The sequence below is a fragment of the Xenorhabdus sp. KJ12.1 genome, from assembly GCF_963876495.1.
GTDB lineage: Bacteria > Pseudomonadota > Gammaproteobacteria > Enterobacterales > Enterobacteriaceae > Xenorhabdus > Xenorhabdus stockiae.
The window spans coordinates 1-14,706 of the sequence record NZ_CAWNQH010000035.1 but is presented as its reverse complement, the minus strand read 5'-3'; the positions used below and the strand labels follow the sequence as shown (position 1 = coordinate 14,706).

13 protein-coding genes and 3 pseudogenes are annotated in these 14,706 nt (G+C 44.1%); 10 read left to right on the top strand and 6 right to left on the bottom strand.

The window, feature by feature from the left end; all coding sequences use genetic code 11:
- The first annotated feature begins 98 nt into the window (after window positions 1-98).
- Window positions 99-989 carry a GNAT family N-acetyltransferase gene (locus tag AACS92_RS03740; protein WP_099110011.1) on the top strand — a complete coding sequence of 297 codons (891 nt, stop codon included), beginning with the start codon at window positions 99-101 and terminating at the stop codon, window positions 987-989.
- Here AACS92_RS03740 and rfaC read toward each other — a convergent pair.
- Genes rfaC through rfaD form a run of 3 tightly spaced genes read right to left on the bottom strand, consistent with a single transcriptional unit; the run spans window position 969 to window position 3,946 of the window.
- Entirely contained in the window at window positions 969-1,946 is a 978-nt protein-coding gene (rfaC, locus tag AACS92_RS03735) for a lipopolysaccharide heptosyltransferase RfaC (RefSeq protein ID WP_099110010.1), read from the bottom strand. The two genes, AACS92_RS03740 and rfaC, sit on opposite strands and share 21 nt — an antisense overlap.
- Window positions 1,946-2,998: an ADP-heptose--LPS heptosyltransferase RfaF gene (gene rfaF / locus AACS92_RS03730; RefSeq protein WP_099110009.1), complete on the bottom strand. Its 1,053-nt coding sequence runs from the start codon at window positions 2,996-2,998 to the stop codon at window positions 1,946-1,948. The genes rfaC and rfaF overlap by 1 nt, the downstream gene beginning before the upstream one ends.
- A gap of 9 nt (window positions 2,999-3,007) precedes the next feature.
- On the bottom strand, window positions 3,008-3,946 hold the full coding sequence (rfaD, locus tag AACS92_RS03725; protein ID WP_099110008.1) for an ADP-glyceromanno-heptose 6-epimerase: 939 nt from the start codon (window positions 3,944-3,946) through the stop codon (window positions 3,008-3,010).
- Between the two features lie 243 nt (window positions 3,947-4,189).
- Here rfaD and kbl point away from each other — a divergent pair, with 243 nt between their 5' ends.
- Both kbl and tdh read left to right on the top strand, forming a co-directional pair.
- Window positions 4,190-5,386, top strand: a complete 1,197-nt coding sequence (kbl, locus tag AACS92_RS03720; protein WP_099110007.1) for a glycine C-acetyltransferase — start codon at window positions 4,190-4,192, stop codon at window positions 5,384-5,386.
- Between the two features lie 9 nt (window positions 5,387-5,395).
- The gene (gene tdh / locus AACS92_RS03715) at window positions 5,396-6,421 is read left to right on the top strand and encodes an L-threonine 3-dehydrogenase (RefSeq protein ID WP_099110006.1); all 1,026 of its coding nucleotides are present in this window, start codon (window positions 5,396-5,398) and stop codon (window positions 6,419-6,421) included.
- Between the two features lie 36 nt (window positions 6,422-6,457).
- Here the strand turns inward: tdh and AACS92_RS03710 are convergent, their stop codons facing one another.
- Window positions 6,458-7,492: a divergent polysaccharide deacetylase family protein gene (locus AACS92_RS03710; RefSeq protein ID WP_099110096.1), complete on the bottom strand. Its 1,035-nt coding sequence runs from the start codon at window positions 7,490-7,492 to the stop codon at window positions 6,458-6,460.
- A gap of 69 nt (window positions 7,493-7,561) precedes the next feature.
- A complete protein-coding gene (gene envC / locus AACS92_RS03705) occupies window positions 7,562-8,869 on the bottom strand; it encodes a murein hydrolase activator EnvC (RefSeq protein ID WP_099110005.1) in 1,308 nt (435 codons plus the stop codon).
- Between the two features lie 378 nt (window positions 8,870-9,247).
- On the opposite strand from envC, the gene AACS92_RS03700 reads away from it, so the two are divergent.
- From AACS92_RS03700 to cysE, 4 genes are all read left to right on the top strand, one after another.
- Window positions 9,248-9,685, top strand: a complete 438-nt coding sequence (locus AACS92_RS03700) for a rhodanese-like domain-containing protein (RefSeq protein WP_099110004.1) — start codon at window positions 9,248-9,250, stop codon at window positions 9,683-9,685.
- Between the two features lie 78 nt (window positions 9,686-9,763).
- Window positions 9,764-10,234 (top strand): protein-export chaperone SecB, encoded by a 471-nt coding sequence (secB, locus tag AACS92_RS03695; RefSeq protein ID WP_099110003.1) that lies wholly within the window; start codon window positions 9,764-9,766, stop codon window positions 10,232-10,234.
- Entirely contained in the window at window positions 10,234-11,253 is a 1,020-nt protein-coding gene (gpsA, locus tag AACS92_RS03690; RefSeq protein ID WP_099110002.1) for an NAD(P)H-dependent glycerol-3-phosphate dehydrogenase, read from the top strand. Before secB ends, gpsA begins: the two co-directional genes overlap by 1 nt.
- Window positions 11,254-11,301: 48 nt before the next feature.
- Entirely contained in the window at window positions 11,302-12,123 is an 822-nt protein-coding gene (gene cysE, locus AACS92_RS03685) for a serine O-acetyltransferase (RefSeq protein ID WP_099110001.1), read from the top strand.
- A gap of 67 nt (window positions 12,124-12,190) precedes the next feature.
- On the opposite strand, the gene trmL is transcribed toward cysE, so the two are convergent.
- Window positions 12,191-12,694 (bottom strand): tRNA (uridine(34)/cytosine(34)/5-carboxymethylaminomethyluridine(34)-2'-O)-methyltransferase TrmL, encoded by a 504-nt coding sequence (gene trmL / locus AACS92_RS03680; RefSeq protein ID WP_099110000.1) that lies wholly within the window; start codon window positions 12,692-12,694, stop codon window positions 12,191-12,193.
- Between the two features lie 167 nt (window positions 12,695-12,861).
- Between trmL and AACS92_RS03675 the strand changes: the two are divergent.
- The 3 pseudogenes from AACS92_RS03675 to AACS92_RS21825 form a co-directional block, all read left to right on the top strand.
- Window positions 12,862-13,193: pseudogene (locus AACS92_RS03675) on the top strand (IS1-like element transposase); the annotation flags it as partial.
- 78 nt (window positions 13,194-13,271) lie between these two features.
- Window positions 13,272-14,131, top strand: a pseudogene (locus AACS92_RS03670) (IS110 family transposase).
- A gap of 231 nt (window positions 14,132-14,362) precedes the next feature.
- Window positions 14,363-14,612: pseudogene (locus AACS92_RS21825) on the top strand (IS1 family transposase); the annotation flags it as partial.
- Window positions 14,613-14,706 lie beyond the last annotated feature (94 nt).

Below are 14,706 nucleotides of genomic sequence, written 5' to 3'. Positions count from 1 at the left end.
TGAAAAGCTATTTAGGCGTAATGATGGTGATTTAATATAAATCATATAGTGAATTATTTTAAAAATAATTATACGATTTTGCTATTTACGGATTTCATATGAGAAAAATAAGTACAATTATTTCAGGATGGAAAAAATGCAATTTTGAGCAATACAAAGAAGCTCATTCTCTTTTCGGTGGTTGTGTCTTAACACATCCTAATATTGTCTCTTTTTTGAATAAGCATATTTCAGATAATCACCTCTCTTTCTATATTAAAGAAAAACAAAATTCCATTCATGGAGCTTATTTTTCTGCTAAAAAAACAAAATTAGTAGAAAAAATACACGGTGAGTATCCGTTACCGATAGATGAAGTTATATTTCCTATCGAAGCAGATAAAAAATTATTCTTACCGATAAAATCAAAGAGGCTTTCTCCTCTACATAAGAATAATGCCCGTAACGCCAGCTATAAAGCGCCTTTTAGCAAGCGTCAAATCTGCTTGATTAAAGATAATTTTTCTTACAAAACTCGCCGCAATCGTAAAAATGAGATAAACAGATTTACCCGTGCAGGTGGAGAGATTTGTTCTTCAACTGAATTCAGTGCGGAAAAATTGGTTGATATTTACATCGATCTGTATCAAAAACGCTGGAATTATCATCATTCTTCAGAAGAGCGTCAGCGTTTGCTTGAAATATATACGGAACTCAGGGAGCATATTTTTGGGTATGTATTACTCATTAATGGAACGCCATGTGCGTATGATTTTGTATTACGTGCGGATAGCCCGAAATGGATCTCCTTTGATGCCATTAATGGAGGATACGATCCTGAGTATGCACATCTCAGCGTTGGAAGCATTTTGATGTGGGTTAATATCCAGGAAGCAAAAGCATTATGTCAGGCAGTAGACAAAACGATGCGTTACTCACTGGGTAACCCTACTCTTGAGTATAAAAACCGTTGGTGTGAGACATTCCCGTTAGGAAAGATCCTTTTTTAGCACATTCTGCAAGAACAGCATAATCTCTGATGGTTTAATACTCTTCATCGTATTATCTTTTGACTTCAGAGAATGCTGTTCTTTCCCATAGCCGCCAATCAAACCCGGGTCTGTTGGTCCGAACAGTGTAATATTCGGACGATCAAGTGCTGCGGTAAGATGACTCAATCCGGTATCAACAGAAACAACAACTTTCGCGCCGGCAATAACTCGTGCAACTTCTGCTAATGTTAGTTTTGGCAATACTTCAACATGGGAAAAACCTTCTGCCAGACGTAATGCTCGCTGGTGTTCATGCTCTGCTCCCCAAGGAAGTTTGATTTTCAGACCAGTAGGCTGAATTTCTGCAATAAGCTGCCGCCAGTGCTCTTCCGGCCAATGTTTTTCATCACGAGTCGTCGCGTGCAGGAATACAAGATAACTGCTTTTACTTTCCGTTTGCTGATTCAGAAAATGGCGGGCAATAGCGTAATCACCAGAATCTGCCGGTTTTTGATAACCCAGACTATCTGCAAACAATTTACGTATGCGCTCTACAGCATGTTGTTGCTTGCTCACTGAGTGACGCTGATCGTAGAAAAAACTGGCAAGTGGTTCACGAATGTTTTTTCTATCATAGCCATGTTTTGTGCCTTGCGCCAATCGCGTCACGAAAAAAGCACTTTTTAACAGGCCCTGGGCATCAATAATTGCATCATATTGTTGTTGCTGTAACTGCTCTCTGAAACGTGCCCGTTCTTCACGGATATCTTTCCTGAACCAGTTTTTTCTCCAACGACGAATAGCGACCGGAATAACAGTTTCAACTGCATTGTGCCATGTGGGAATTTGAGCAAAGCCTTCTTCAACGACCCAATCAAATTTAATATTCGGTATGTGTTTTTTGGCATCGGTTAATGCGGGCAAGGTATGTAACACATCACCCATTGAAGAGGTTTTTACCAGTAAAACACGCATTAACGCAGATTCTCCGCCTGTAAGAGTTTTTCCAATGAGGCCAAAACCCGCTCTGGCTGAATATCAATAAGACTCTGATGATAGCCACCATCACTGTCACCTTTTCTGATTTTATGGTAGCCGGTAATCAGGCGGATCACTTCCGCTTTATCTGACAGCGGAGGAGTGAAATCAGGGCTGCTTGGACCATATAGTGCCACCAGCGGACGGTTCAGGGCTGCCGCGACATGCATTAAGCCAGAGTCATTGGTAACAATAGCATCACAGGCTGCGATAATATTCACCGCTTGTTCAAGGGAAGTCTTGCCTGCAAGGTTTAGGCACTGTTTGCGGGCGTCTTCACTCAAAAGTGCGCGGATATCTTCACCGGCTTCATTGTCTTTAGCGGAGCCAAATAGCAGTATCTGATAGCCCTTTTGGGTGATCAGCTGTTCGGCAAGTGTGGCGTAATGATAATGCGGCCAGCGTTTCGCCGGGCCAAATTCTGCACCGGGACAAAAACCGATAACGGGGCGATGATCGTCGATATTAAACGCGGCGGTTGATTCTGCAACATCTTGCTCACTGACAGCCAATTGAGGCCATAACAGAGGATGAGAAAGATCTTCAGCACTGCGTACCGTTTTCCCGTCATATGCAAGCGCCACATAGCGCTGAACCATAAGCGGAAAAGCACTTTTATCCAGAGTGCGGATATCATTCAGCAAACCATAGCGCATTTCACCACGCCAGCCTGTACGCAAAGGGATATTGGCGAAGAAAGGCACCAAAGCAGATTTAAACGAATTAGGGAGGATGTATGCGTGATCATATTTACGTTCACGCAGTGCTACCCCAAGACGGCGGCGCTCACCGAGGGCAAGTGCTCCGTGCCCCAGAGGCATTGCCAGAGCTTGATTAACCTCCGGCATTTTTGCCAGTAATGGACGACACCATTCCGGTGCCATCACATCAATTTCTGCATTTGGGTACAAAGCCTTCAAGGTACGGTAGAGGCTTTGTGACATCATCATATCACCCACCCATGATGGGCCGATCACCAATATCTTCATAAAGGTCGATTAATTATCCTGATTAAGCCATTGCATATATTCGGTAACACCTTCAGGAACGGTTTTGAATGACTCGTCATAACCCGCAGCCCGAAGTTTTGTCAGATCAGCTTGAGTGAAGCTCTGATAACGGCCTTTTAATTTTTCCGGAAATTCAATGTATTCCACGGCTGGAGACTTTTCTTTATGGAACCCGGTAACAGCGTCAGCAACAGCTTGGAAAGATTCGGCACGTCCAGTTCCGCAGTTAAAAATGCCAGAAACGCTGTTCTTCCAGAACCACAGATTCACCGCCGCAACATCACCCACATAAATAAAATCCCGGCGGAAATGCTCGCTGCCTGCAAATAATTTCGGATTCTGGCCTTGATTAATCTGGGTATTTAAATGGAAGGCGACACTGGCCATGCTGCCTTTATGCCCTTCGCGCGGCCCGTAAACATTGAAATAACGGAAACCACAAATTTGAGAATCTGCATGTGGCAGAATATCACGGACATACTGATCAAACAGGAATTTTGAGTAACCATACACATTAAGAGGTTTTTCGTACTGGCGCTCTTCAATAAAATTGTCACTACGACCACCATAAGTGGCGGCAGAAGAGGCATACAGAAATGGGATCTGTCGCTCAAGACAGTAATGCAGTACATCTTTAGAGTACTGATAATTATTGTCCATCATATATTTGCCATCCCACTCTGTTGTGGAAGAACAGGCACCTTCATGGAAAATAGCATCAATATCGCCGAGATCATCACCTGCAACGATGCTGGCAATGAAATCTTCTTTATCCATATAATCTGCGATATCCAGATCAACCAGATTGGCGAATTTTGTGCCATCTTTCAGATTATCAACAACCAGAATATCTCTGTAGCCTTCGTCATTCAGTGCCTTGACAATATTGCTGCCAATAAACCCTGCGCCGCCAGTGACAATAATCATTTGGCCCACCTCTAAATAGTCAGTTCGCTTTACTTTGGTGCGTATCATATCACTTAACCCTACTGACGACAGCTGCTGATATAGGGGAATATCCTGAAATCCTGTAACATCTCAGTTTTCAGGCCGTGATCCGCTTTACAAACTTGATATTATCTCTTTCCTCTCTGTCGTCACTGGCGATATCTATAAGTAGAATACATTGTGCATTATTACTTCATTTATTCAGGTAAGCAGGAGAGAAAGATGTCAGCTTCGTTTTATCAGAAAATTAATGAGCAGTTGGAACAAACCCGCGCGGAAGGGTTGTTCAAAAATGAACGTATTATTACCTCTGCACAAGATGCAGATATTGCCGTTGCCGATGGTAACAGTGTCATTAATTTCTGTGCCAATAACTACTTAGGGTTGGCGAATCACCCTGACCTGATAGCGGCTGCAAAAGCAGGAATGGATAGCCATGGTTTTGGCATGGCATCTGTCCGTTTCATTTGTGGTACGCAGGATTCCCACAAAGAATTAGAAAATAAAATCGCTGAATTTTTAGGCTTTGAAGATGCCATTCTGTACTCTTCATGTTTTGATGCAAACGGCGGTTTGTTCGAAACGTTATTCGGGCCAGAAGATGCGATTATCTCTGATGCACTGAACCATGCTTCCATCATTGATGGTATCCGTTTGTGTAAAGCAAAACGTTATCGTTATGCCAATAATAATATGCAGGAACTCAGGGCACAGCTGGAGAAAGCAAAAGCGGAAGGTGCGCAGAATATCCTGATTGCAACTGACGGTGTGTTCTCAATGGATGGTGTGATTGCCGATCTGAAATCTATCTGTGATTTGGCGGATGAATTCGGTGCACTGGTCATGGTTGATGATTCTCACGCAGTCGGGTTTGTTGGCAAACACGGTCGCGGTACTCATGAATACTGTGACGTCATGGGGCGTGTTGACATCATCACCGGTACACTCGGTAAAGCCTTGGGTGGCGCATCCGGTGGTTATACCGCCGCCCGTAAAGAGGTTGTGGAGTGGTTGCGCCAGCGTTCTCGCCCATATTTGTTCTCCAATTCTCTTGCTCCTTCCATTGTTGCCGCATCTATCAAAGTGCTGGATATGCTGAAAGATGGAGACGAACTACGCGAGCGCCTCTGGAGAAACGCCAACTTGTTCCGTGAAAAAATGACAGCAGCTGGTTTTACACTGGCTGGAGCTGATCATGCGATCATTCCTGTCATGTTAGGGGATGCAAAACTGGCGCAGGAATTTGCCGCCGAGCTGTTGAAAGAAGGTATCTATGTGATTGGCTTCTTCTACCCGGTCGTGCCGAAAGGCCAAGCGCGCATTCGTACTCAGATCTCAGCCGCCCATACCAAAGAACAAATTGAACATGTAGTGGATGCATTTACTCGTATCGGTAAGCAATTGAATATTATTGCATAAGGTATCACTATGAAAGCGTTGTCAAAATTAAAGCCAGAAGAAGGGATTTGGATGACGGAAGTGCCCACACCGGAATTGGGCCACAATGATGTGATGATTAAAATTCGTAAAACCGCGATCTGCGGGACGGATGTGCATATCTATAATTGGGATGAGTGGTCTCAGAAAACTATTCCGGTGCCAATGGTCGTCGGGCACGAATATGTGGGAAAGGTGGTCGCAATTGGTCAGGAAGTTAAAGGCTTCAAGATTGGTGACCGCGTATCCGGAGAAGGCCATATTACTTGTGGTTATTGCCGTAATTGTCGCGGCGGGCGTACTCACTTGTGCCGCAATACAACGGGAGTCGGGGTAAACCGTCCCGGTTCATTTGCGGAATATCTGGTTATTCCGGCATTCAATGCCTTCAAAATTCCCGACAATATCTCTGACGAACTGGCTGCAATTTTTGATCCCTTTGGCAACGCTGTTCATACTGCTCTTTCCTTTGATCTGGTAGGAGAAGATGTACTGGTATCCGGTGCTGGGCCTATTGGCATCATGGCAGCGGCTGTGTGCAAACATGTTGGCGCACGTCATGTTGTTATCACAGATGTGAATGAGTATCGCCTTGAACTAGCAAGAAAAATGGGTGTCACTCGCGCCGTGAATGTCAGTAAGGAAAATCTGACGGATGTTATGTCAGAACTGGGTATGACGGAAGGCTTTGATATCGGCTTGGAAATGTCAGGAGCACCACCAGCTTTCCGTACCTTGCTCAATGCCATGAACCATGGTGGGCGTATCGCTTTATTGGGGATCCCGCCTTCTGATATGGCGATTGACTGGAATCAGGTTATTTTCAAGGGGCTGTTTATTAAAGGTATCTACGGACGGGAAATGTTCGAAACATGGTACAAAATGGCGGCATTGATTCAGTCAGGTCTGGATCTGACTCCAATTATCACTCACCAGTTCTCAATAGACGATTACCAGAAAGGTTTTGACATTATGCGTTCAGGGCAATCTGGCAAAGTTATTCTGCATTGGGATTAACTGAGAATCTCATATACAGCTTAGTAAAATAAGTTGTTAAGAACCAGAACAGGTGCTGACTGCTTTATGAGCACCTGTTTTATTCTGTGTGGTCTTCTCTTTTATTCCTGCCTTCTTTTGCGTAGTTTTATCCTTCATCGCGTCTCCCTGTTGTGACTTTATTTGGTCAGTACTATGTAGCTTTTCAAAGTGCTGTTGCAGGATATGAATGACTGCACTGGGAACTAATGTTTTTCCAACCATTTTGAGATATTGCACTCTGGATTCTGATGTTATTCCGGATTTAGTGTTGGATTTCTGAGAATTAATACACTCTTGTTCAGTCTGTTTATATGGTTGAGCGTGGTTAAGTAATTTGCTGGGAGCTACCAGCTCAATATCATCTGGTAATGTTGCCAATCCTTGCTGTAATGCACGAATCGTTGTTGGGTACGGGTGACCAATTGCGATAGCGGCTCCTTGTTTACGAGCCAGAGCAATCGCACGATTGAGTTGATACAGAGTTTCTGCTTCTGTCTGAACATTATCCAAAAAGATATTCCGACGGAGTACCTGTATAGGCGTTCCTATTGATGCCTTAGCAACCTGAGTGCTACCAATGGTTACACTATCCAGAAAATAGAGATGATATTGAGATAGAGCACCCATGACTTTTTTCATACCACTAAGATTCGAAGTCATTGCGCTGCCCATATGGTTATTCATACCAGTCGCATAGGGCACTTTCTGTATGGCGTTGCGAACAATGGCTTCAATTTCCTCTTTATTCATCGAAGGGTGCAGGGTATTTTTTTCCAACGGTTGTTTGCTAAGAGGTAACATTGGCAGGTGAATTAAAATTTCCCGCCCTTGTTTGTGGGCTTTTTGTGCCATTTCCCTGCCATGTGGCGAGTCAGGCAATACTGCGATTGAGATTGCAGATGGCATTTGTAATATTTTGTTCTCATTGTGAAGGCGGTAGCCAAAATCATCAATGACAATAGCCAAACGCGCAGCATGAGCATTCAGAGTAAATGAAAGTACAAAAAGCGGTAATACTTTCCAGAACCGAATATGCGGAAAGCGCAGCATTCCAGATAATAATAGAGTGAATGAATGTAGGCATTGTATTAATAGATGCTGCACGATGGTTTCCCTCTATTATTTTCCTAACCACGGTAACGGATTAACGGCACGTCCCTGACGGCGAATTTCAAAGTACAGTGAAGGCTGTTGTTGCCCACCACTACTTCCTACCAGAGCAATCGGCTGACCGGCACGGACTTGTTGACCAACGCTGACCAGAGCACTTTGGTTATATCCGTAAATACTCATATCTCCCTTGCCATGTTCAACCACGACAACCAGACCATAGCCTTGTAACCAGTCGGCCAGTAATACTCGCCCATCTGAAATTGCTTTGACTTCCGTCCCTTCCGCTGCCGAGATAACAATACCTTTCCAGCGTAATTCGCCCTGTATTGTTTCCCCGAAACTGTGAATAACCCGACCACGAACAGGCCAGATCGCCTGCCCAGCAGGACGGCCAAGTCCACCCGTTCGTGCCATCAACGCACGTTCATCTTCTGTTGGTTTATAGCTGGAGCCTTTTTGTTGGGCTTGTTTTTGCTTAGCCGCAACTTGTGCACGAACACGTGCAGCTTCACGCGCTTCCCGTTCCGCGCGAGCCTTCGCTTCCCGTTCTGCTTTTGCAATTTTATTACGTAGGCGAGTTTCGTTTTGCCGAAGTTCAGCCAGACTCTGTTGATCTTTTTTCAATGCGGATTCGAGAGTTGTCAGCGTGTTCTGCCGGGCTGTGCGGGCAACTTCCATTTTTTGTTTTTGTTGTTTTTGGCTGTTTAGCAACGTTTGTTGCTCATTTTGTTTGCCCTGTTGCAGTTTTTTTTGCTGATTCAGTTTATCTGTTGTTTCTTGTAGTTTAGTAATAGTCTCTTGGCGTGCCTGATTCAGGTAACTGTAATAAGCCAGTATACGTTCTTTACGCTGGGCTTCTGGGCCATTGAGCAGTAACTCTAACCCTTGATGATTTCCTTGTCGGAATGCTGCATCCAACTGGCTGGCAAGCCGTTTGCGCTGTTCTTTTTGTTGCATTTGCAGACGCTGAATATTTTTTGTCAGGGAGGTGATTTCATTCCCCAGTTTATTCAGGTGAAGCTGCGTGCTATGCAGTGAACGACCGACTTCTGAAATGGTACTCTCTTGCTCCTTGAGCTGGCTGAGGAGTTCAGTGCGTTGTTTTTGCTGTTGTTTGACACTTTTCTCTTTTTCAGCAATGTCCTGCTGAATATCTTTGAGCTGGTTTTTATTTTCTGAAATTTGATTGGCAAAGGTTCCCGAACAGAAAAAAGCAAACAGTAGGGCACAGAACAGTAAAGCACTGCTACTAAGTTGCCACTGTTTTTGCTTCTTCCGAAAGTTACCACTTTTGAAACCCTGATTATCAGCCATTTGATTCAGTACCTTTCCCCGCTCTACACTAACTATTTATAGTACTTGTCTATTATATGTCTGTTGTGTCCGATTATTTCATGTGAAATTGCCTCTGACCAGAGAGTGGACTATTTTTTTGTCTTCCCGAATCATAATCTAAATTTTAGTGAATTTAGTTCATTTATTATCGAAAATCCTCTATCTGACCAGTTTGGCATGAAATATTTTGGTGGAATATGGCAATCAAGTATTTCATGGGGATTTTTTATTTTTTCTCGAAACTCTCCGCAAAAACTGCATTAGGTTGATGCTAACTGGCTGTAATTGACACAACACACAGGTATACTCTGTTACCTTAAGATTTTTGTTATTAACTAATGGGAGTTGTTGCCCTCCATGCTGCAAGAAATCATGCAATTTATTAGCCGGAACACGATCCTGAGCCTCGTCTGGATTGCCCTGTTAGTGGCTGTTATCGTCCTGACACTAAAAAGTGTGTTCTCCAAGAGTAAAGATATCACTCGCGCACAGGTCATCCATTTCATCAATAAAGAAGATGGTATCGTTGTGGATTTACGCTCCCGTGACGATTTCCGCAGAGGGCATATCATTGGTTCTGTTAATCTGACTCCATCTGAGATTAAAGATAACAATCTGGGTGAGTTGGAAAAACACAAAAAGCAGCCTGTTATTGTTGTTTCTGCGAATGGTCTGGAATCCAAAACACCGGCAGAGAATCTGGTGAAAGCAGGATTTGAACAAGTTTATACCCTGAAAGAGGGAATTGCCGGGTGGACAGGTGAAAACTTACCATTAGCCCGTGGCAAAAAGTAACGAATGTAAATGTAGGCAGTATACTTAGTACTTACATAATCTAGGTTTAATAAGGACATACAAAAGGTAAAAATTATTATGTCAGAACAAAACAACACAGAAATGGCTTTCCAGATCCAACGCGTATACACGAAAGACATTTCTTTCGAAGCCCCTAAAGCGCCTCAAATCTTCCAAGAAGAATGGCAGCCAGAAGTTAAGCTGGATCTGGATACAGCTTCTAGTGAATTGGTTCAGGGAGTTTATGAAGTTGTTCTGCGTGTCACTGTGACGGCGACATTGGGAGAAGAAACTGCGTTCTTGTGTGAAGTTCAACAGGCTGGTATTTTCTCTGTTGATGGCATCGAAGGAACTCAATTGGCTCACTGCTTAGGTGCATACTGCCCGAATATTCTGTTCCCGTATGCCCGTGAATGCATCACCAGTCTGGTAGGCCGTGGTACTTTCCCACAATTGAATCTGGCGCCAGTTAACTTTGATGCTCTGTTCATGAATTATTTGCAGCAACAGACTGATGCCCAGTCTGATGAGGCAACACAGGAAGCCTAATGAATACTGCTTCTATGACAGTTATCGGTGCCGGTTCATACGGCACCGCTTTAGCCATTACACTGGCCCGTAATGGGCATGATGTTGTGCTCTGGGGTCATAACCCCGAACATGTTCACACTTTACAACAAGCCCGTTGTAATCAGGCATTTTTGCCGGATGTTTCTTTCCCTGATAGTTTACAGCTTGAAGCTGAACTGAAGAATGCTATTTCAGCCAGCCGGAATATCCTGATCGTGGTTCCCAGCCATGTCTTCGGCGATGTTTTACAGCAGATAAAGCCTCATCTACAACCAAACTCCCGCATTGTTTGGGCCACTAAAGGCCTTGAAGCAGAAACGGGGCGTTTATTACAGGATGTGGCTCGTGAGATATTAGGCAATGAAATTCCGTTAGCGGTGGTGTCCGGTCCAACATTTGCGAAAGAACTGGCGGCAGGTTTACCGACAGCAATTGCGGTATCTGCGACAACGTCTGAATTTGGTGAAGAACTCCAGCATCTTTTTCACTGTGGTAAAAGCTTCCGAGTATACAAAAATCCTGATTTTATCGGAGTACAGCTTGGCGGTGCAGTCAAAAACGTGATTGCTATTGGTGCCGGGATCTCCGATGGTATGGGTTTCGGCGCCAATGCCCGAACTGCATTGATAACTCGTGGTCTGGCTGAAATGAGCCGGCTTGGTGTTGCGTTGGGAGCGGATCCTTCCACATTTATGGGTATGGCAGGGTTGGGCGACTTAGTACTGACTTGTACGGATAACCAATCTCGTAACCGCCGTTTCGGTATGATGCTGGGGCAAGGCGTTAACGTTGATGCGGCACAGAGTGAAATAGGGCAGGTTGTTGAAGGTTATCGTAATACCAAAGAAGTTCGGGCACTAGCCAGACGAGTTGATGTGGAAATGCCCATTACAGAGCAAATCTACCAGATACTATATCGTCACAAAAATGTACTCGAAGCAGCTCAGGCATTATTGGGAAGAGCGACAAGGGATGAAGGAGAAGATTCCCACGGTTAAGTTACCCAAAATATCCATTATAAAAACAATCACATGAGAATGATTGATATGTCTCGAGAAGAACTAAGAGAAGTTTGGGAAAATATAAAACATGAAGCGAGAGAGCTAGCCGATTGTGAGCCTATGTTAGCCAGCTTTTTTCACGCAACATTACTTAAACATGAAAATCTTGGCAGTGCTTTAAGCTATATGCTGGCAAATAAACTAGCGACACCGATTATGCCTGCAATTGCGGTCAGAGAGGTAGTTGAAGATGCTTATGGCAGTGAGCCAGAGATGATCGAATCGGCAGCCTATGATATCAAAGCCGTCAGGTTGCGTGACCCCGCTGTAGATAAATACTCTACTCCTCTGCTTTACCTGAAAGGTTTTCATGCTCTACAGGGATATCGAATTGCACACTGGCTATGGAAGCAAGACCGCAAAGCATTGGCTGTTTACATGCAAAACCAGATTTCTGTTTCTTTTGGTGTGGATATTCATCCGGCTGCAAGAATTGGCTGCGGCATCATGCTTGATCACGCAACAGGCATTGTTATCGGTGAAACAGCGATTGTTGAAAATGATGTTTCTATCCTGCAATCGGTGACGCTTGGCGGGACTGGGAAGGCATGTGGAGATCGACACCCGAAAGTGCGTGAAGGCGTGATGATTGGTGCCGGAGCCAAGATACTCGGCAATATCGAGATTGGTCGTGGCGCGAAAATTGGTGCGGGTTCAGTAGTGTTAAGGCCTGTTCCACCACATACAACAGTGGCAGGTGTTCCAGCGAGGATTGTTGGTAAACCGGAAAGTGAGAAACCATCTCTGGATATGGACCAGCATTTTAATGGAATGAATAATGGTTTTGAGAACGGGGATGGGATTTAGGGTTCTATCTCTTTTTAGAACAAATGATTAAGAGCACTCAGCATTGTTAGGCGCTGAGTGCTGTGTTTTAATCTCGCAATAAAGCACCTTTGTAGCCAAGTTGCCGCCATGCTTCAAACACTACCACCGCCACAGTATTAGAAAGATTCATACTGCGGCTATCCGGTAGCATTGGAATTCTTATCTTCTGTTCGGGTGGCATGTTATCCAGCACATAAGGTGGCAGACCACGAGTTTCTGGCCCAAACATCAGATAATCACCATCACGGTAACTCACATTACTGTGTGTTGGAGTACCTTTTGTTGTTAAGGCAAACAGGCGAGCTCCGGAAGGAGATTGTGAATTTACTGCGCTTAATCCTTCACTTTCCAGAAATGCTTGGTAATCGTGATGTTGTTTGATATTGGCGAACTCGTGATAATCCAGTCCTGCACGGCGCAGGCGCTTGTCATCCCATGTGAAACCTAAAGGCTGGATTAAATGTAGCTGACAGCCAGTGTTGGCACACAGACGGATGATATTGCCTGTATTAGGCGGAATTTCTGGTTCGAATAGGACGATGTTTAGCATGATTTAATTAAATTGTTATAGAGGATGTAGTTGTAATTTTCTGCCATATTTATTTCTGAGGGCGCGTATTTAACCCGTTTATGGTGTTTATAATTGTCGTTTTTCGGGTCATGCTCCCAATAATTAGATGTTGTGATAAGCTTCTCACTTTTTATTAATGGTGAGATATGGCTAAAATTGATGTAATTTGTCATTACTGTCACAAAACAGAAGATGTCAAAGGACATGGCAAAGGAAGCAGTAGGCATCCTCGATATCACTGTTATGCCTGCCGTAAAATCTTTCAACTGAATTACACCTATCAAGCCTGTAAACTCGGAGTGAAAGAGCAACTAGTTGATATGGAAGAGAATAACGGTGGTATCAGAGACACCGCTCGCATTCTGAAGGTCGGTATCAACACCGTTCTTCGCACGTTAAAAAACTTGAACCAAGACAGGTAACGACACAGCCTATGGTGGGAAGTGATATCCATATTATCTGTGAAATCGACGAACAGCATGTGATAGCCCCCCTTTTTCCGCTACAAACAAGGTCATCCTGTTATCCGGTGCACTGCGTTTCGGGAGAACACATCATGAATACGATAAAAGTGGTTGGCATTGACCTTGCCAAAAACGTTTCTCAGATTTGTGTCTGGATGGCAGAAGGTTCCGTTGCCTTTAACAGAAAGATTTCACGGCAAAAATTTCTTGATGCAGTACGGGCTTTCCCTCCGACAACGCTTATTGCATAAAAGCGTGTGTGACTTCTCATCATTGGGGTAGAACACTGCAGGTAATGGGGTATACCGTCAGGCTCATCCCCACTCAGCATGTCAAAGCCTTTAGCCACCCTCAAAAGAACGATGCCAATGATGCACGCGCTATCTGTGAGGCAGCTTGTCGTCCGGGTATCCACTTTGTCCCGATCAAAACCGTGGAATAACAAGATATCAAAGCAGTGTGTAGCGCCCGACAGCTTATGGTGAAACAACGGACTGCACTTGCCAATCAGATACGGGCTTTTCTGGCTGAATTGGGACTGATTATTCCTGTGGGTATCCAGCAGCTGCGACAACATCAGCCTGATATTCTAGAAGATGAAAGCAACGTCTTGTCTTTCGCCCTACGGCATCTACTTCATACCTTGTAGGCAGCCCTGTGGACGCTGAATAAACATATTCATGTTATGGAGAAAAAAACTGAGGCTTTGTCCTCCCTGAACAAAAATGGTAACCGTCATCTCCGAACGTTAATGATCCACGGAACCCGTGCCGTGATGCGCTGTGCCCCAAAACGGAATGACCGCTTAGGCGAGTGGCTGAGAGCACTGATTACTCGATGTGGAGTTTTGAAAATAATAGTCGCCTTAGCCAACAAGTTGACCCGAATTATCTGGCTTATTCTGAAAGATAACGTGGAATTCAATATGAAGAAAGCTTTTTCTATCAATTAATTGAATAAATTGAAACAGACGCTTTAACTGAGTTTGCAAACATTGATGAAAAAACGGCCACCGTCCCTATCAGAGCCTGAGAATGACCAAGGCAATAATATGCCCGAGTAGTGATAAGGAAGCAGGGTGCGGATGACATCATGGCGCGAATAAGTGAGTTCATTATGACGCCGGATATATGGCAGCAAATCGTATCGACTCAATGCTTACATAAACGGGGGCGTCCATATATGGTCATTTATCGGTAACAAGAAGAATCAGCGCTGGCTTTGGTATGCCTGGCAGCCAAAGAAGAAGCGGATAGTGGCGCATGTATTTAGTGGCTGCAGTCAGAAAACACTGAAAAAAGTCTCTGTTCAAAATTAAATTTTACTGTACAGATGATTATGCCGTTTACAATTGCCTTCCTGTGGAACAACACCTCAGAGGCAAGAAATTCACTCAGCGTATCGAAAGAACTAACCTCACTCTACGTACTAAATAACTTTTCATAATAGTGAGACACTCGATTTACTTTCTCTGAAAGAGTCTATTTGCAGATTTTTTCAAGAATTTTTTCACATTACTGAGCAGTT